The 17,838-nt window shown below is 60.9% G+C and carries 13 protein-coding genes and 1 riboswitch; of the genes, 12 read left to right on the plus strand and 1 reads right to left on the minus strand.

Going from position 1 to position 17,838, the window contains the following annotated elements:
* A partial coding sequence (locus NW844_RS07220) for a pentapeptide repeat-containing protein (protein ID WP_414334712.1) occupies nucleotides 1-1,175 on the minus strand: 1,175 nt, incomplete at its 3' end.
* Nucleotides 1,176-1,337: 162 nt separating this feature from the next.
* Here NW844_RS07220 and NW844_RS07225 point away from each other — a divergent pair.
* The 12 genes from NW844_RS07225 to NW844_RS07280 form a co-directional block, all read left to right on the plus strand.
* Nucleotides 1,338-3,158: a DUF1565 domain-containing protein gene (locus tag NW844_RS07225; protein WP_414334713.1), complete on the plus strand. Its 1,821-nt coding sequence runs from the start codon at nucleotides 1,338-1,340 to the stop codon at nucleotides 3,156-3,158.
* A 91-nt stretch (nucleotides 3,159-3,249) separates the two neighbouring features.
* Nucleotides 3,250-3,391: riboswitch (cobalamin riboswitch) on the plus strand.
* A 39-nt stretch (nucleotides 3,392-3,430) separates the two neighbouring features.
* The gene (locus NW844_RS07230; protein ID WP_414334714.1) at nucleotides 3,431-5,377 is read left to right on the plus strand and encodes a TonB-dependent receptor plug domain-containing protein; all 1,947 of its coding nucleotides are present in this window, start codon (nucleotides 3,431-3,433) and stop codon (nucleotides 5,375-5,377) included.
* A gap of 89 nt (nucleotides 5,378-5,466) precedes the next feature.
* Nucleotides 5,467-5,877, plus strand: coding sequence for a DUF1636 domain-containing protein (locus NW844_RS07235; RefSeq protein WP_414334715.1), 411 nt, complete (start codon nucleotides 5,467-5,469; stop codon nucleotides 5,875-5,877).
* Nucleotides 5,878-5,886: 9 nt separating this feature from the next.
* Nucleotides 5,887-6,756, plus strand: a complete 870-nt coding sequence (locus NW844_RS07240; protein WP_414334716.1) for a (2Fe-2S) ferredoxin domain-containing protein — start codon at nucleotides 5,887-5,889, stop codon at nucleotides 6,754-6,756.
* A gap of 3 nt (nucleotides 6,757-6,759) precedes the next feature.
* A complete protein-coding gene (locus NW844_RS07245) occupies nucleotides 6,760-7,437 on the plus strand; it encodes a hypothetical protein (protein ID WP_414334717.1) in 678 nt (225 codons plus the stop codon).
* 26 nt (nucleotides 7,438-7,463) lie between these two features.
* Complete coding sequence (locus NW844_RS07250; RefSeq protein ID WP_414334718.1) at nucleotides 7,464-9,557, plus strand: ArsA family ATPase; 2,094 nt, start codon at nucleotides 7,464-7,466, stop codon at nucleotides 9,555-9,557.
* A 31-nt stretch (nucleotides 9,558-9,588) separates the two neighbouring features.
* Entirely contained in the window at nucleotides 9,589-11,625 is a 2,037-nt protein-coding gene (gene ligA, locus NW844_RS07255; RefSeq protein ID WP_414334719.1) for an NAD-dependent DNA ligase LigA, read from the plus strand.
* Nucleotides 11,626-12,175: 550 nt separating this feature from the next.
* Nucleotides 12,176-13,528: an ATP-dependent protease ATP-binding subunit ClpX gene (gene clpX, locus NW844_RS07260; RefSeq protein WP_414334720.1), complete on the plus strand. Its 1,353-nt coding sequence runs from the start codon at nucleotides 12,176-12,178 to the stop codon at nucleotides 13,526-13,528.
* A 77-nt stretch (nucleotides 13,529-13,605) separates the two neighbouring features.
* On the plus strand, nucleotides 13,606-14,265 hold the full coding sequence (locus NW844_RS07265) for a potassium channel family protein (protein WP_414334721.1): 660 nt from the start codon (nucleotides 13,606-13,608) through the stop codon (nucleotides 14,263-14,265).
* A 95-nt stretch (nucleotides 14,266-14,360) separates the two neighbouring features.
* Nucleotides 14,361-15,734, plus strand: coding sequence for a TrkH family potassium uptake protein (locus NW844_RS07270; RefSeq protein ID WP_414334722.1), 1,374 nt, complete (start codon nucleotides 14,361-14,363; stop codon nucleotides 15,732-15,734).
* 65 nt (nucleotides 15,735-15,799) lie between these two features.
* Complete coding sequence (locus NW844_RS07275) at nucleotides 15,800-16,900, plus strand: phosphotransacetylase family protein (protein WP_414334723.1); 1,101 nt, start codon at nucleotides 15,800-15,802, stop codon at nucleotides 16,898-16,900.
* Nucleotides 16,901-17,340: 440 nt separating this feature from the next.
* Nucleotides 17,341-17,838 (plus strand): ribonuclease H family protein (locus NW844_RS07280; protein ID WP_414334724.1); only part of this gene is annotated, 498 nt, incomplete at its 3' end.

A 17,838-nucleotide genomic window follows, 5' to 3' on the forward strand; every position in this document is an offset into this window, starting at 1 on the left:
GGAGGGGGTAAGGGCTCGCTTTTGCCGCCGGGATCCAAGCGGGAATTGGGGGGCGAAGGGCCGGGATCCAGTTTGGCCCCCCAGGTGGCCAGGTAGGCTCTTTGTTCGGGGGAAAGGCGACGCACCCGGCGGAAGTCCGCGCCGGCCACGATGGCGCCGGCATAGGCTCCCGTTTTGAAATCGGGCTTTTGTCCTGGCTGGGCCGGGGAAGCGGTCTGCAGGGATCCCACAAACAGCAAAGCGCGGTAGAGATCGGCCCCGCGCAGGTCGGCATTGCGCAGGTTGGCCCCGCAGAGGTTGGTGTGGCTAAGATCGCAATCCTGCAGGTTGGCTCCTTCCAGGCTGGCCTCGCTGAAGTCCACCCCCCGCAACAGGGTGCCATGCAGGTCGGCCCCTTCCAGCATGGTGCCCAGGTTAACCACGCGGATCCCGTTGAGGCGATCCCGCTGGTAGCCGCCTTTGCCGTCCAAGATGGGCCGGCCCAGGTGTTCGTCGCGGCGCAGGGGGCTGAGCAAATTGGCGGTGGAGAGGAAACGCAGGATCTTGGCTTTGCCGAAGCGATCCACGCCGTTGAGGAGCGCCGCCGTGCGCCCGGCAGCGATGGCCCGCTCCAGGGGCCAGTCGTCCAACTGCCCATCAGGGGAGAGAACCAGGTTGGAGATGCCCTCGAAGTAGGCGTCGATGGTCTGCTGCTGGGTAATGGTGTTCTGCTGGATGGTGAGGTCGCGGGAGATAACGTACTGCCGCCAGGCAATATAGGCGGCCAGGAGAGCGATGAAGATCTGCCCGGTAGCGCCGAACACCTCCCCCAAAGCCCCAATCGCCTCCCAGCTCAGGGATCGCAGGGTTGAGAGAACCCCACTCCAGACCACTGCTCCTGCCACGGCCAAGCCGAGGGCTGCTGCCGCCCATCCCAGGCTGGGCCACGTGGTTAGCCACTGCCAGAGATCGCGCCCAATCTGCACCCAGAGCGGCTGCCCCCACCAGCCGGCCAAGCCCAGCCAAGCCAGCACCGCCCCCCAGCCCAGGGCCGGCTGCCCCGTCAACCCCGCCAGCGCCAGCAGCCCCGCCGGGATCCCCAACAGCAGCAGATTAAGCAGGGGGCGCCCAGACGAGAGGGAAGCCAGCGGCAACTCTTGGGAGGAGCCTTCGCGGGCAAGGGCTTCTTCGGTCATGGCAAGGGTATACTCTAGGGGTAGCGTTGGATCTACAAAAAAAGCCTGCGTCAGTCCGTATTTGGAGTTGGGGAAGAGGGCAGGATCCCGCCTCTCGGGTTTGGTAGGATAGCCTCGACCCTCCTTCCTTCTCTGGCCCAGCCTGGTGTGAGGATGACTCCTATGATCGCTTCCTTATCGTTTATCCGTCTGCAGAAATCCGGCGAACACCAATTTACAGCAGTCCTGCCTGACTTGTGGTTGCAGCGTCATGGTTCCCCAACCCTGGCACGACTGGCCGCCTCTCTGCTGTTGAGCACCAGCTTACTGCTGGCGGCAGGAAGGGATCCCAGTTGGGCGCAAACTTCCCTGGACACCGGCCTTTTGGAGAAGCAGGCCCTGCCCCAGGCGCCACCGCTGCCGGACGACCGCCCGGCCATTTTTGTCGATGCCGCCAACGGCAGCGATACCCAAGGGGATGGATCCCGCAACAACCCCTTCAAGACCATCACCCATGCCATTGGACGGGCGCCAGCGGGCAGCATCATCCAGCTGCTGCCGGGGATCTACAGCGCAGAAAGCGGCGAAGTCTTCCCCATCCGCCTCAAAGCTGGCCTTATCTTGCGCGGGGACGAGTCCAACCTAGGGGAGGGCTACCTGATCGATGGCGGCGGCACCTACATGAGCCCGACCCTGGCCCGGCAAAATGTTGCTCTGCTGGCCGAGACCGGCTCAGAGGTGCGCGGAGTTACCCTGCGCAACCAGGGGCGGCGCGGCTATGCCCTCTGGATAGAATCGGCTTCCCCCCGCATTCTCAACAACAGCTTTGTGGGCAGCATCCACGACGGGATCTTCCTTGCCGGCGCTTCCAACCCCTGGATAGAGGGCAACCGCTTCTACAAAAATGGGGCCAATGGCATCTCCGTCTTGGGTACTTCCCAGCCCACCATTGTCAACAACCTCTTCCAAGAGACCGGCTTTGGCCTCACCATCGACCAGCGCTCGGCGCCGATGGTGCGCAACAACCGCATCCTGCAAAACCGCACCGGCATTGTGGTTGGCGGCAGCGCCCGGCCCATCTTGCGCAACAATCTCATCGCCCGCAACTTGGAGACTGGCCTCACTGCCATTACCACCGCCCAGCCCGATCTGGGCACGGCCTCGGATCCCGGCAACAACATTTTTGAGGGCAACGGCCAGTACGACATCCACAACGCCACCCGCGGCCTGCGCCTCAACGCCAACGGCAACCAACTGGCGGGCAAAACCAAAGGGGAGCTGGATCTAGCGGGCCAAACCACGGTTGCTGCCCTGCCCAGCAGCGCCCCACCACCCATTGCTGCCGGCGGCTTGACGCTGCCCAGCGCCCCCCCGGCTCCCAGCCGGGATCCCCAGCCGGCGGTGGCCAAGCCAGCCGAAACTTCCACAAACCTACCGGTGGTGGCGGTGCCGCAATCGACGGCCCCCCTTCCCCCTCCTGCAGCGGGCTCGGGAGGGCGTATTTTGCCCAGCGGCCCCAGCCAGCCGTCAAGCACGCAACCCCAGGAGTTTGTTGCCGTCCCCTTCACCCCCGATGGCTCTACCACGCCTGCCCAGCCGGTTGAGCCGGCTCCTGCCGCCCCTGTCCGCCAGGCCTCTGCAGCTCCCCTTACCGACATCACCACCCTGCTGCCGCCGCTGGCCCGCCGCCAAGCCAGAGAAAACCCTCCTACCTCCTCCTCTGCACCCTCAAGCTCGGCCCCAGCTCCTCCTGCCCAGGCTGCCGACAAGGACTCCGTCCCGCTGACGCGAGCGGCAACCCAGTTTCGCGTCTTGGTAACCCCCAAGGGCAGCGACGATTTGCAGCGGCTGCGGCAGCTCGTCCCTGAGGCAGTGGAGACCGTGTTCAACGGCAGGACGATGCTGCAGGCCGGCCTCTACGACAGCCGCAGCCAGGCCCAGTCAGTCCTGGATCGCCTGTTGGACGCCGGCTTTGACGCAGTGGCGGAGATGATCTTCCGTTGATATCACTGCCCAGGGATCCCCCCCGGCAGGATAGGAACTCCCCAGCAGGGGATGTATGATGCCTAGCACGGCTTTTTCCAAAAGGACTGCGGAGAAAGCCGTGCCGTCAGGTTGCTCTGGGGATCAGCCAGGGCAAGCAATGGGGAAAGTCCGGTGCAAATCCGGCGCTGTGCCGCAACTGTGATGGGCTAAGGCCCTCAGTCAGGATGCCCGCCTGCGGCTTTGGCTCACAGCTTAGCTCTTCCGCGTCGCACGGAAGCAGGAGAAACCGGATGAAAGTAATTGTTGTATGTCTCAGCCTTGGGCTGGGGAGCTGGAGTTTGGGGATCCCAGCCTGGGCGCAAGCGGTCTTGGACACCAGTCTTAGTGCCGAGATTTTCAATCAACCCGTCACCACACCGTTTCGCCGCCCTGGCTTGCTGCGGGACTCTTCGCGCCCAGTCTATGTCATCACCCGCCAGCAGATGCGCGAGCAAGGGGCAAGGACGGTGCAAGAAGCCCTGCGCTATCTGCCTGGGATCCTCAGCGATGGCACAGCGGGAACTCAGTTGGGAGCTCTTAGCTCTCAATTCATGCGAGGGGCGCGAACGGCGCAGGTGTTGGTGCTCTTGGACGGCCGCCCCCTCAACGATCTGGGCTTCTTTGGCGGGTTTGACCTCTCTCAACTCACCACAGATATTGTCGAGCGAATTGAAGTCTCTCCCGGTGGCGGCTCTACTCTGTATGGCTCGGATGCTGTTGGCGGCGTGATCAACATCGTTACGGTGGAGCCACAGCCAGAAACGGAGACGGTGCTGGAAGCGGCGGTCGGCAGCTACGGCCTCAATGAGCAAGGGATCCAAAGTCGGGGCCAAGCCCAGGATCTGGGCTGGGTGCTCAGCTATCGCCGTCTGAAAAGTAACAACGACTTTCCCTTTGCAATTGAGCGGCTGGGCAAGTCAGGCAAGCGGGAAAACTCGGCGGTGGAGTACCACAACTTGCAGGCCAAGCTTACCTGGCAACTGGCCAAAGACCAAGTCCTAACAGCCAACGCCCTCTACCTCAATAAAGCCTTTCGTGTGCCCAGCAGTGTGGAATTTCCCTCTCCCGATGCAGAGCAAAACACCAACGATCTGCTGCTGGATCTCAGTTGGCTGTGGACTCAGGCAACAGGATCCCTGCAGGCAAGAGTCTTTTTTGACGATCTCAACTACCGTTTCAGTGCTCCGCAAAGCCAGGGATCCCGCGACGTCATCCTGCGCAATGGCTGGGGATCCCAGCTGCAGTATGCTTGGCAAGCCGGCGAAAACCTAGAGGGAGCTTTGGGGGTAGATTATCGCTCCATCTCAGCTCGCAATACAACTTTTTCCTTTGCCAACGGTTCTGCCAATATCAACTACGACGATACGGTTAACCAGGGCGCCCTGTTTGCCCGCCTGGATTACAGCCCGGATCCCAACTTCCACCTTGATCTGGGCATGCGCCAGGACTTCAGCAGTTTGGCCAATGGCTCGGCCACCTCGCCGGCTGTGGGGATCCGCTGGACAGTGGCGGAAGGCACCACCTTGAGAGCCAACTACGCCAGCAGCTTTCGCACCCCCTTGATCTCGGAATTATTCTTTCGGCTGCGAGGCTTTTTTGAAGTGGATGGCAACCCCAATCTCCGCCCAGAGCGAGGGGAGAGCTTTGACGTTGGCTTGGATCAGAGCCTGGGAGATTTTGGCCTGCTGCGGCTAACGTTTGCCCACAACCGCATCCGCGATGGCATCACCTTTGTCAGCCTGGGGCCGCGCCAGGGAACCTATGAGAATATTGGGCTGGTCGAATACACCGGCCTGGAAGCGGCTTTGGATTTGCGTTTGGGGGAAAACTGGACGCTTTTTGCCAACTACACCCTCAATGATCCCATCATCCGCGCTGCACTTAACCCGGCCACAGTTGGCAAACAGCTAGCCTTTGTGGGAGCCGATAGCTTCAACCTAGGCCTAACCTATCGCTATGAGCAGGGCGGGTACGGCTCGATCTTGGTCCATCACATTGGGAGCTTTTTTACCAACAACTCCAATACGGAATCCCTGCCAGGCTATACCACCGTGGCTTTGCGGGGAGGGATCCCGTTGACTGAGGCCCTGAGCCTAGAGTTGGGGATCGACAACCTGCTGGATGAGCAGTATGAAGTTTTCCCCGGCTATCCCGGCGTTGGCCGCACGCTGAGGGTGAGCTTGCGGGGGCAATTTTAGCATCCTCTCGGGCTGTTTTTGGCTAACTATCTAGAACAAGCTGCCCTAGTGGAATTGTCTGCTTTGCAGTGGAGTTTGGATACAACTCTATGGTGAGCGCGACCAACTTTCCCTCTATTTCTCCATCGACAACTTTGGCTCAAGCTGAGTCTAAACATTGCCTTTGGGTTTGCACCACCTGTGGATCTCGCTGGGTCAACGGCCAAAAAGAAGGGATCAGCAAGGGAGAAATGCTCCTAGCTGCCTTGCAATCCCAAAGGCTCAATCCCCAACTGCAACTGAAGCCAGTTGCCTGTATGAGCGGCTGCAGCCACGCTTGTGTGGTTGCGCTGGCAGCCCCCCGAAAGATGACCTATGTCTTTGGCGATCTCGATCCAAAAGACGTGGAGCCAATCTTGCAAACGGCGGAGCTGTATTTGACAAAGCCCGATGGGATCCTGCCCTGGGCAGAGCGCCCCATCAAAAAGGGGGTGATTGCCCGCATTCCGCCAATCCAATAGGAGCAACCTATGGCTGTTTTCAATCCCTGGGTCACACCCCTAAACCAAACTTGGCAAGAGGTTTCCCCCATCGGCTGGACAACCGTTTACGAAGGGATCCCGGCTCACATCGACTGTCTTGGGCCGCTGCTCTATGAGCTCTTTCAGGAGCGCTGGGCCGAGATCCAAGTGGGCCAGGTGGTGGAGGGTGGCGTCCTGGAAGCGGCCTTCAAGGATCCCCCTACTCTCTGTGTGCTCTACGACGGCTACTTGACCGTGGCCACGGAAACTTGGCATTTGCATCTGTGTTTGGAGGAACACCAGGGCGGCCCCTACCGCAGAACTCCTCCTGAGCTGCGCCGCAAAAGATTGGTCGGCCGCGCCGCCCTCTATCGCCGCCTCAATCCGCAGGGCCAGCCTCGCCAATGGGGGATCCAGTTTTGGAACGGGGCAGAGGAATCGCTGCTGCAGATCTTTTTGCCCAGTCCCTTTTTGGGGCCAGGAGAAGACTACCTGCCCGAAGGCAAAGCCGACTATCAGCAGCTTTCCCTTTATGAACGCCTGCGAGCCATTTACGTCGAGGGAAAAGAGCGGATCCCTTACGCAGATAACCCTCTCAAGCGGCCCTATTTGGCGGTTTGCCGTTCCAGCCGCTGCTATCCTTCTCGCCACTATCAGCCGGTGGTGGAAGCTTTGCAATCGGCCCTGCGCGAGGCCAATCTGGATGTTCCGGTTATCACCTCAGGATGCCTAGAAGTCTGCCAACAAGGGCCGGTGGTTTTCTACTCTGGTGACCGCACCTGGTACAAGCAAGTCACACCCCCAGTAGCGCGGCAAATTGTCCAGGAGCACCTGCTGAACAAGTGTCCCTTAAAAGCTCACCTCTTTCCTGGGGATTAGCCTATGGTCAGCCTACAAGCTCTTGTCCAGTCCATCCCCAAAACCCGCCGCGGGATCCCGGAGGTCATTTGGATCCAAGCCACCCGCGATCTAGCCCAAGGTCGATTTTGGCCCAGCCTATTGACCACCATCGGCTGCCTTAGCAACATTGCCTATACCTGTACACTGCCTTTTGTAACTGTTGGCATCGTCACGGGCACCACGTTAACTCGCCAAAGGGCAATCGTCAGCGCTTCGATGATTTGGCTGGCCAACCAAATCTTTGGCTACACCTGGCACAACTATCCCCGTACCCCTGATTCTTTGGCTTGGGGGTTGGTCTTGGGGATCGGCACGGTGGGGGTGGCGTGGCTGGCCAGCTATCGCCCGCTCTTTTTCCAGCCCCACCCTGTCCAACCTCGGCAATGGCTGCGCAATTACCTTTGGATCCTGGTCATGCTGATCCTAGGGTTCCTTGCTTTTGAAGGGCTAATCTTGGCAGCCGGCCTGGTGCTGGGCGGAACAGAGGGCCTGACCCTGCCCATCTTGGGCAAGATCTGGTTGCACAACTGGCTGTGGACGGGCTTTTGGCTTGGGATCCACGCGCTGCTGGCCTGGGACAGAGGACGCCGCCGACTGGAGTTGGCGAGAGCCCACCTCAGCGGGCTGGGGTATCCCCAAGGGAGATCCAGGCCAGAATAGGGGTGACCTGCGCGCGAGGGATCCCTTTGCAGCCCGCTCAGCTCGACAACTCCCCCTTTGACCGGCTCGTGGACTACGTCCCGCTGACGCGATCGGCTTCCTGCCGCTTGCTGCTGTTGAGCGGCAAGGGGGGCGTGGGCAAGACCACCCTGGCCTGTGCCCTGGCCCGTCACCTAGCCCAGAGGCAACCAGAGCGCCGTCTGCTGTTGCTGTCCACCGATCCGGCCCACTCCCTGGGGGATGTGCTGGGGATCCCGGTGGCCGACACCCCCCAACCCCTGCCGGAAAGTGCTCCGCACCGCTTGCGCGAATGGCCGAACTTGCAGGTGCGGGCTCTCCAGGCCGAGGTGCTGCTGCAGTCTTTCAAGCAGACCTACGGCCCTGCTCTGGAGCTCATTGCCGAGCGGGGCAGTTGGCTGGGGCGAGAGGATCTGTTGCCCCTTTGGGATCTGGACTGGCCGGGGGTGGACGAGCTGATGGCCATCCTCGAGGTCAACCGCCTGCTGGCAGGCCAAGAGGTGGACACAGTCATCCTGGACACGGCCCCCACCGGCCACACCCTGCGGCTGTTGGAGTTGCCCGACTTTTTGGATAATCTGCTGGCGGTGTTTGCCACCTTCCAGGCCAAGCACCGCGAGGTTGTCCAATCCCTGACGGGCACCTATCGACCGGATGAGGCCGATGCCTTTTTGACCCGGCTACAAAGTGAGCTGGAGGGAGGCAAAGCCCGCCTCACCGACCCGGAGAGCACCTCTGCTTGGCTGGTGCTGATCCCGGAGCCGTTGAGCGTGGCGGAGACCCGCCGCTTCTGTCAACAACTGCAAAGCCGCCGTGTGCCTGTGGGGGGTCTTCTGGTCAACCAGGTGCTGCTAGGGACGTTGGCGGCCGCAGGGGAAAAAGCGGAAGCAACCCCCAGCCGCCCCTCGCCTCTCTACCTGGCCCGCCAGCAGGAGCAGTGGCGCTGGCTAAAAACGCTTCAAGAGGAGCTGCCTGGCTATCCCATCTGGGTTTGTCCCTATCAACTGGAGGAGCCGATTGGGCCGACGGCCCTGGACAAGCTGGTGCAGCAGCTTCGCCCCTTGCCAGAGGTGCTGCCGCAGTTGGCAGGGATCCCCGCCCCGGGGGAACTCTCCCCTTCGCCGCAGCGGGACGAAGTCCTTGGGATTGCTTCTGGGCAGAGCCAGGCTTTGGGCCTTCCAGATTTTTTGGCCCAAGGGATCCGCCTTGTGCTGGTGGGGGGCAAGGGCGGAGTGGGCAAGACCACGGTGGCCGGGGCCCTAGCCTGGAACTTGGCCCAGCGCCATCCCGACCAGCGGCTCTTACTGGTCTCCATCGACCCGGCCCACTCGCTGGGGGATCTGTTTCAGACGAAGCTGGGTCAGGAGCCACTGCCGCTCTTGCCCAACCTGCTGGGCCAGGAGATCGAGGCGGCGGCAGTGCTGGAGCGCTTCCGCCAAGACTACCTGGAGGAGGTGGCGGCCATTTTGGCAGGCGAGGGGACGGCAGGGGTGGAGATCCAGTACGACCCCCAGGCTTGGCGGCAGCTTTTGCAGATGCCCCCTCCCGGCCTGGACGAGGTGATGGCCCTGCTGACGGTGCTGGAACAAGAAGCCAGCGGCCAGTTCAACCTGGTGGTGGTGGATACCGCCCCCACCGGCCACCTCTTGCGCTTTTTGCAGATGCCGCAGGCCCTAGAAGGCTGGGTGAGCCTGGCCCTGAAGCTGTGGCTAAAGTACCGCGACGTGGTGGGCAGGCCGGAATGGGCGCAGCGGCTGCGGGATCTCTTGGCCCAGGTGCGCCAGCTCCAGCGGCGGCTGCGGGATCCCCAGTTTGTTAGCTTTGTCCCCGTCTTCAACCCCGAACAGGCAGTTCTGGCCGAAACCGAGCGTCTTTTGGCGGAGTTGGATGCCCTGGGGATCCCCCATCCCTACGCCGTTCTCAATCGGGTTTGGCTAGAGGACTCCACCCCCTTGGGAGAGGCCCTCCGCCGCCGCCACCAAGCCCTTCTGGCCCAGCTCCCCCGGCGATTCTCCCAACAGGCCATCTTGATCATCCCCTTCGTGCATCCTCCCAGCTTGGAGAATATCGGCTCCTACTTATTTGCTCCCCAGGAGCCCTAACCTGGGGGTAGATCTTGCTCACCCAAACGGTATGGATCCCAGACTGGAAGAGCGCGCCCGCGAGCTGCGCGCCCTGCTGCAGAAGGCCAGCATCGCCTACTACGTCCACGATGCCCCCATCCTGGAAGACAGCGTTTACGACCGCCTCTACCGGGAGCTGCAAGAGCTGGAGCGGGCTTACCCCGAACTGGTCACCCCCGACAGCCCTACCCAGCGGGTGGGAGAAAAACCTGCAGAGCATTTTCCTACTGTCTTCCACCGCATCCCCCTCCACAGCTTGGAAAATGCTTTCAACCCAGAAGAGCTAGAGGAGTGGCAAGAGCGCCTGCTGCGAGTTTTGGGCCGCGACAGCGAGACAGAGGAGGAGCTGGAATACGTCTGTGAGCTGAAGATCGATGGCGCCGCCTTGGCCCTGACCTACCTCGATGGTCTTTTGGAGCGGGGCGCTACCCGGGGGGACGGTCAGGCCGGAGAGGACATCACCCCCAACGTGCGCGCCATTCGTTCCATTCCCCTGCGGCTGGCGACGGCAGATCCGCCTCCCGTTTTGGAGGTGCGGGGGGAAGTCTATCTGGCCCTGGCTGAGTTCGAGCGCATCAACCAAGAGCGCCGCTCCGCTGGGGATCCCCCCTTTGCCAACCCGCGCAACTGCGCCGCCGGCACCCTGCGCCAATTGGATAGCCGCGTTGTCGCCGCCCGCAAGCTCAGCTTTTTTGCCTATGCCCTCCACTGGCCAGAAGGCTGGCCGAGCGGGGATCCCCCGCAAACCCAGTGGCAGTGCCTGCAGCGGCTCAAGGAGCTGGGATTGCCCGTCAATCCTCTGTCCCAGGTGTGCCGGGGCTTGCAGGAGGTGATCCAATTTTACGAGCGGTGGCGGGGTGCCCAGCTCCCCTACGCCTGCGACGGCGTGGTGGTGAAGCTCAACTCCTTGCGGCTGCAAGAGGAGGCCGGCTTTACACAAAAATTTCCCCGCTGGGCCATTGCCCTCAAATACCCTGCCCAAGAAGTTCCCACCCGCATCCGCGCCATTTTTGCCAGCGTAGGACGTACCGGCGCCGTCACCCCGGTGGCAGAGCTGGAGCCCGTGCTTCTGGCCGGCACCACCGTCAGCCGCGCCAGCCTGCACAATGCCGATCGCCTCGAGGAGCTGGATGTGCACATCGGCGACACGGCCATCGTGCGCAAAGCCGGGGAGATCATCCCCGAGGTGGTGGGGATCCTCAAAGAGTTGCGCCCCCCCGACGCTGTTCCCTACCGCCTGCCCAGCCACTGCCCCGAATGCCACACCCCCCTGGTTCGCCCTGCCGGCGAGGCGATAACCCGCTGCCCCAACCCAGACTGCCCGGCCAAGATCAGGGGGGAACTGCAGCACTGGGCCAGCCGCGACGCTTTGGATATCGAGGGCTTAGGGGAAAAGCGGGTAGCCCAGTTGGTGGAAAAGCTGGGGGTGCGCACCGTGGCCGACCTCTACCGCCTCGCCCCGGAACAGTTGGAGAGTTTGGCAGGGATGGGATCCCGTTCCAGCCAGAAGCTGGTGCAGGCCATTCAGCGCTCCCGCCAACAGCCCTGGGAGCGGGTGCTATATGGATTGGGGATCCCCCATGTGGGGGTGGTGACCGCCCAGACTTTGGCCCAGCATTTCCCCGCCCCAGAACTCTTAGCCCAGGCCAGGGCTGAAGACATCGCCCAGATCTACGGGATAGGGGCGGAAATTGCCGAGGCGGTGGTGGCCTGGTTTGCCGATCCCGCCCACCAGAAGTTGTTGCAGGAGCTGGGGGAGCTGGGGATCCCTGCCCTGCCCCAGCAGAAGGCCCCTGCTGTTTCCCAGGTGCTGGCCGGGAAGAAGTTTGTAATCACTGGCACCTTGCCCACCCTCTCCCGCCAGCAGGCCAAGGCTTGGATTGAGAGCCGCGGCGGCAAAGTGACCGCCAGCGTCAGCCGCCAAACCGACTATGTGGTGGTGGGGTCGGATCCCGGCTCCAAGCTCAAGCAGGCGCAAGAATTGGGGATCCCCCTGCTGAGCGAAGCGGAGCTGTTGGCCCTGGAATCCGGTGATCCGCAGCCTTGACAGGGGTAGATCCCCAGAAAACTTGGGGAAAGTGGGTTGTTCTAACGGCAGGGATGATTTATGATTCAACTCTAGTGAGGAGTGGACGCCAATAGGGGGGAAGCGAACGAAACACGGACAGTTCCTTCCCCTTTTTGGTTGCCAACAAAGGCCGTCACACCCCCCCGAAAGCATCCAACTTAACTGAAAGATCCCTTGGCCTTCGATAGCCATCTTTGCCAGGGCCGGGTAAGTTCTACTATGATGGGATCAGCGGAGACGCATGTTTCCGTTCACTCCTCACACCATCTGCCGCTCGGCGTTCAGTCGGGCGGTTTTTCTGTAGACCTGTCTAGGGGGGTCACAGTTATCTCACAAGAATCTCTGAGCACTTCGCCTGGGAACAAGCCCAGCGGAGATGCTAGACTGATAGACCAGTGAGTTCCACCCGCCTCGGCATTCCTACACTCTCATAGCCGATTTGCCCCACGCTTTGATTTGTTTGAATGTCCAGTCTTCCTCTGGCTTTTGCCGGATAGGATAGCCAAGAACAAGCAGCAACGAGGATCCCATGGCCAAATATGACTCCCACTTAAGGTGCTCCTTCTGCAATAAGTCCCAGGATCAAGTGCGTAAGTTGATTGCAGGGCCGGGGGTCTACATTTGTGACGAGTGTGTGGAGCTCTGCAACGAAATTTTGGATGAGGAGCTCTACGACGGCAACCCTCCTGCTACTGCTGCCACTGCCCCTGCCCCCAGTCGTCGCGAAACCACCAAGAAATCTTTTCGCAGCCTGCCTTCTCTGGCGCAGTTGCCTAAGCCGCGCGAGATCATGCGTTATCTTGACCAATATGTGATCGGCCAAGAGAAGGCCAAGAAGGTCTTGTCGGTGGCGGTGTACAACCACTACAAGCGCCTAGCGGCCAAGGCCAACCCCAGCAGCCTCGGAGCTGCGGAGCTGGATGAGGTGGAGCTGCAAAAGTCCAACATCTTGATCATCGGCCCCACCGGCTCCGGCAAAACCCTGCTGGCCGAAACCCTGGCCCGCATGTTGGATGTGCCCTTTGCTGTTGCCGATGCCACCACCCTCACCGAAGCCGGCTACGTCGGCGAAGATGTGGAAAACATCCTGTTGCGCCTGCTGCAGGTGGCGGACATGGATGTGGAAGCAGCCCAGCGCGGCATCATCTACATCGACGAAATCGACAAAATTGCCCGCAAGAGCGAAAACCCCTCCATTACCCGCGACGTTTCCGGCGAAGGGGTGCAGCAGGCTTTGCTGAAGATGCTGGAAGGCACCATCGCCAACGTGCCCCCCCAAGGCGGACGCAAGCACCCCTACCAAGACTGCATTCAAATCGATACTTCGAATATCCTCTTTATCTGCGGGGGCGCTTTTGTCGGCCTAGAGAAGGTAATCGAGCAGCGCATCGGCAAAAAGTCGATGGGCTTTATCAAGCCAGGGGAGCAGCTAGCAGTTACCCGTGAGCAGCGCATGGCCAACGCCCTCAAAGCTTTGGAGCCGGAGGATTTGATCAAGTACGGCATGATCCCCGAATTCACGGGACGAATTCCGGTGGTGGCCACTTTGGATCCGCTGGATGAGAAGGCGCTGGAGGCCATCTTGACGCAGCCTAAGAATGCCATTCTCAAACAGGCGCAAAAGCTGTTGCGCATGGACGGGGTGGAGCTGGAGTTCGAGCCGGCTGCCATTTCTGCCATTGCCAAGGAAGCCTACCGTCGCAAAACGGGGGCGCGGGCGTTGCGGGCCATTGTGGAGGAGCTAATGCTGGATGTAATGTACGAGGCGCCCTCCCGCCGTGACCTAAAGTACATCCGCATCACCGCCGAGATGGTGGAGCGCCGTTCCACGCACGAGCTGATCCCTCACCCTTCCACCCTGCCCAAGCCTGAGTCTGCCTAGGATCTCAGCCCTGCCCGATCCCTGCTGCGTCAGCCTATGATTGGTGTTTGGTTTTGAAGTAAAGGGCAAGGGGGCGCATGGGGCGAGCGGATCGCGAGTATGCGGTGATCGGTCTGGGACGCTTCGGCACGAGTTTGGCCCTCACGCTGATGGAGCGGGGGCACAATGTTTTGGGGATCGACCGCAGCCGGGAGATCGTGCAGCGTCTGGCGGATCAACTGACGCAGGTGGTGGCTCTGGATTCCAGCGATGAGGATGCGCTGCGAGCGGTGGATATTCTCTCCTTCGACACGGTGGTGGTGGCCATCGGCAGCGATTTCGAGAGCAATTTGCTGACGACGGTGGCCCTCAAGAGCTTAGGGGTGCGCAACGTGGTTTGCAAGGCTTCGACGGAGCGGCAGCGCTCGATTCTCTTGCGGGTGGGCGCCGATCGGGTGGTGTTGCCGGAGCAGGAGGCGGGCCGGCGTCTGGCTCAGGTGTTGACGGCACCAGGGATCCTGGATCAATTGGAGCTGGAGCCGGGCTACGGCATTACCGAGCTGGAGGTGCCGGAGGCGTTGGTGGGCCATACGCTGGCGGAGTCAGACTTGCGTCGCCGCTTTGGCATCACGGTCTTGGTGGTGAAGCGAAAACAATCGTTGGTGGTCTCACCGCCAGCAGACTACCTGTTGGAGAAGGGAGATCTGCTGGTGGTGCTGGGGGCCAATACCAATATCTCGCGGCTGAACGAGATGTAAGGGGGGATCCGATGAGAGAGGGTTGTGTCCCGCCGTCGCAACCCGAGGGGGCTGGGGGCTGGGGGTCTGCCCGAGCTGCGGGAAGCCCTCGCCTGATGCTGCCTCAGTCCTCTTGGATCCCGGCCAACCGCTTGCATCGGCTCGTTTTTGGGGACAGGCGTCGCCCGCTGCCGCCGCCTCTGCGCCTGGTCGCAGGGTTGGGCCTGCTGGCGGTGGTGGGAACTTTGCTGCTGATGCTGCCGGGGATCGGGCGCGGAGATCCCTTGAGCTGGAATGAGGCGCTATTCACGGCCATGTCCGCCCTGAGCGTAACGGGGCTCTCGACGATTGTGGCGGCGGAGGATCTCACTCTGCTTGGCCAGATCGTCTTGCTGCTGTTGATCCAAATTGGCGGGGTGGGCTTCATGGTTTTGGCGGTGGTGGTGTTCCAACTGATCGGGCGGCGCATCTCCCTGCTCAACCGCTTGGCGCTGTGCAATTCGCTGGGCCTGATCGATCCGGGGGCCATTCTGGAATTGACGCGGCGGGTGTTGATCGGGGTCACCCTGATCGAGCTGGGAGGGGCCCTGCTGCTCTGGGTGCATTGGCGGGATCTCTACGGGCCAGGTCGGGCGGTTTTTCTGGCCATTTTTCACGCCGTGTCAGCTTTCTGTAATGCGGGGTTCGACCTATTTGGGCAGGAGGGGATCCCTACGGATGGCCTGTCGCTGGCGATCTTGGGCGCTCTGATTTTTATCGGCGGCTTGGGCATCCCGGTTTTGTCGGATTTGTTAACTTGGCCGCGGGGCCACCGTCCCTCTCTGCACACCCGCATCACTCTAGTTGTGGTAGTGGTCTTGCTCTGCACAGGCGGCTTGGGGATGTTCTTGGCCGAGAGTTTGCCCGAGGGATCCCTGCGGGAGCTGAACTGGCCCCGCCGCTTGGGCCTGACGTTTTTTCAATCGGTTTCGGCTCGTACCGCCGGGTTCGCCGGGATCCCCATTGAGGATTTGACCCCGGCAAGTCGGTTGTTGCTGATGGCTCTCATGTTTATCGGGGCAGCTCCGGCTTCTATGGGGGGTGGCATCACCACCGGAACCTTGGCGGTGTTGGTGCTGGCCCTGTGGGGCTATGCCCGCGGCCTGCCCAGCGCCCAGATTGCCGGGCGCAGTTTGGATCCCTCGATGGTGCGCAAGGCGGCGGCGGTGCTGACGGTTTCTCTGTTTGTGGTGCTGTTGGCGGCCTGGCTGATCTTGATTTCCCACGGCAACAGCAGGCTGGATCCGGTGTTGTTTGAAGTGATCTCCGCTTTTGCCACCTGCGGTCTCTCGACGGGGTTTACCGGGGAGCTGAACTTGTTTGGCCAACTGATCATCGTTTTGGTGATGTTCTGGGGCCGCTTGGGGGCACTGACCATCGTCTTGGCTTTGGCCCAACAGCAGCCCCGCCCGTTGGTGACCTACCCTGAAGAGTCGATCCTAATCGGTTAGCTAAGGCAGTCTTCGTTAGACTGGGTATCGGAGTTCTCTGTCTCTCGCGTTGCCAGGAGCCATCCGTGTCCAAGTTCCTTCTCATCGGTTCTACTGAGCCCTTCAGCGGCAAGTCGGCAGCCATCTTGGGTTTGGCCAAGCATTTGCAGCGGCAGGGGGTGCAAGTTACCTACAGCAAGCCGATTGGATCGTGGGCTAGAGAGGATGGCTCCCCGGAAGGGATGGATCCGGATATGCGCTTTGTAGCGGAGACGCTGCGGCTGACTCAGATGCCTCCCATGCTTCTCCAGCTCAACGAAGAGGCGTTGCTGGCTCACATCCAGCAGTCGCTGGAGAAGCTGGCCCCCGCCTGCTCCGTTGCCCCTCTGCTGGAGTTTGCCGAGGGATCCGCTGCGGATTTGATCCTGCTAGAGGGCCCCGCCGATCTCTACGAGGGAGAGTTGTTTGGCCTCTCCTTGGCCAAAATGGCCCAAGCCCTGGATGCTCAGGTACTGCTGATCAACCGCTACCACTCCCCTTTGGCGGTCGATTCTCTTCTCTTTGCCCACCGCCAACTGGGATCCCATTTGGCCGGCGTGCTGCTCAACGATGTGCCGCCCGACCAGATGGAGCCCACCAAGACCACCGTTCGACCCTTCCTGGAGGCGAAAGGGATCCCGGTTTTGGGCATTTTGCCCTCCCACCGCATTTTGCGCAGCATCAGCGTCGGCGAGCTGGCGCGGCAACTGGAGGCCGAGGTGCTCTGCTGCCCAGATCGCCTGGATTTGATGGTAGAAAACATCGCCGTGGGGGCGATGAACGTCAACTCGGCCTTGAAGTACTTCCGCAAGCTGGAGCACAAGGCGGTGATCACCGGCGGAGACCGCACCGATATTCAACTGGCCGCCCTGGAAACTTCCACCCTCTGCCTGATCTTGACCGGCAAGCTGCCTCTGGATCCCCGCATTCAATCTCGAGCAGAAGAGCTGGAAGTGCCGATCCTCTCGGTGGATCTGGACACTTTCACCACCATTAACCGCATCGAACGGGTTTTTGGCCAAATTCGCCTCCATGAGGAGGTGAAAGTCCGCTGCATCCAGGAGCTAATGTCAGCAAATTTTGACTTTTCTCGTCTCTATGCTCATTTGGGCTTGACACAACCCCTAGTGTCAGCGGCGGGCACCTAAAAAAATCATTATCAGACCTCTCTACCCCTAGTGCTTAATTAGATATTTTTCCAAAACTAAGCACTATACCTGATCAAGATGAAAATAAGCTCTGTTCTGGTGCGCTGGCTTCTAGTGTCTGATGCTTTCCAGCATCTGCAATGATTTCTGCAAAAAAACGCAGAGATCTCTCGCCGAGTTGGCCTACTCGCTGAATTGGGGGGATATCATGCGAGTATTCATCACCTCAACACACCACTCCTCCCCCAGGTTTTCTGGGGGTTTTTGTTTGCGCTGTTTTGGCAGGAGTTCCCTATCTCTATACCCTAACGGGGCTTATGCTGCTGATGGTGTGAAATAAGGCTTCGCTGACGCTGTTTCCACTAAATATCTACTAAGTAGTGGCGCTGACAGGCCTGGGGGGGTTAAGATCCAGTGTCTGTTGCGAGCAGGGATCCTGAATGATGGCCCAAGTCTCACGGATTCACAACCGTGGAGGAGCGCGCCCTAGCCGTCCGGTTGCTTGCCCCCACAGCGGCATCTTCACTGACGGGGGCTGTTCCCCCAATCCGGGGCCAGGGGGATGGGCGGTGGTGGTGGTTGAGGATGACCAGATTGTGGAAGAGTTTTGGGGAGGGGATCCCGCCAGCACCAACAACCGCATGGAATTGACCGGCCTCATTCGGGCCTTGCAATACTGCCGCGATACCCAGGACAACCGCATGGACACCATCTACAGCGACTCCCATCTCTGTGTGCAGACCTACAACGATTGGATGGAGCGCTGGGCAGCGCAGGGGTGGCGGCGGCGCACGGGGTCGGTGGAAAACCTGGACTTGGTGCAAGAGCTGTATCAACTGAAACGGCAGTGCCCGCAGGTGCGGGTGGCCTGGATCCCGGCCCATCGGGGTCTGCGCTGGAACGAATATGTGGATGGGCTGGTCGCGCGCGCCCGATCC

Origin of the sequence: Synechococcus sp. H55.2, assembly GCF_047462495.1 — a bacterium.
In the GTDB taxonomy this organism is placed as follows: domain Bacteria; phylum Cyanobacteriota; class Cyanobacteriia; order Thermostichales; family Thermostichaceae; genus Thermostichus.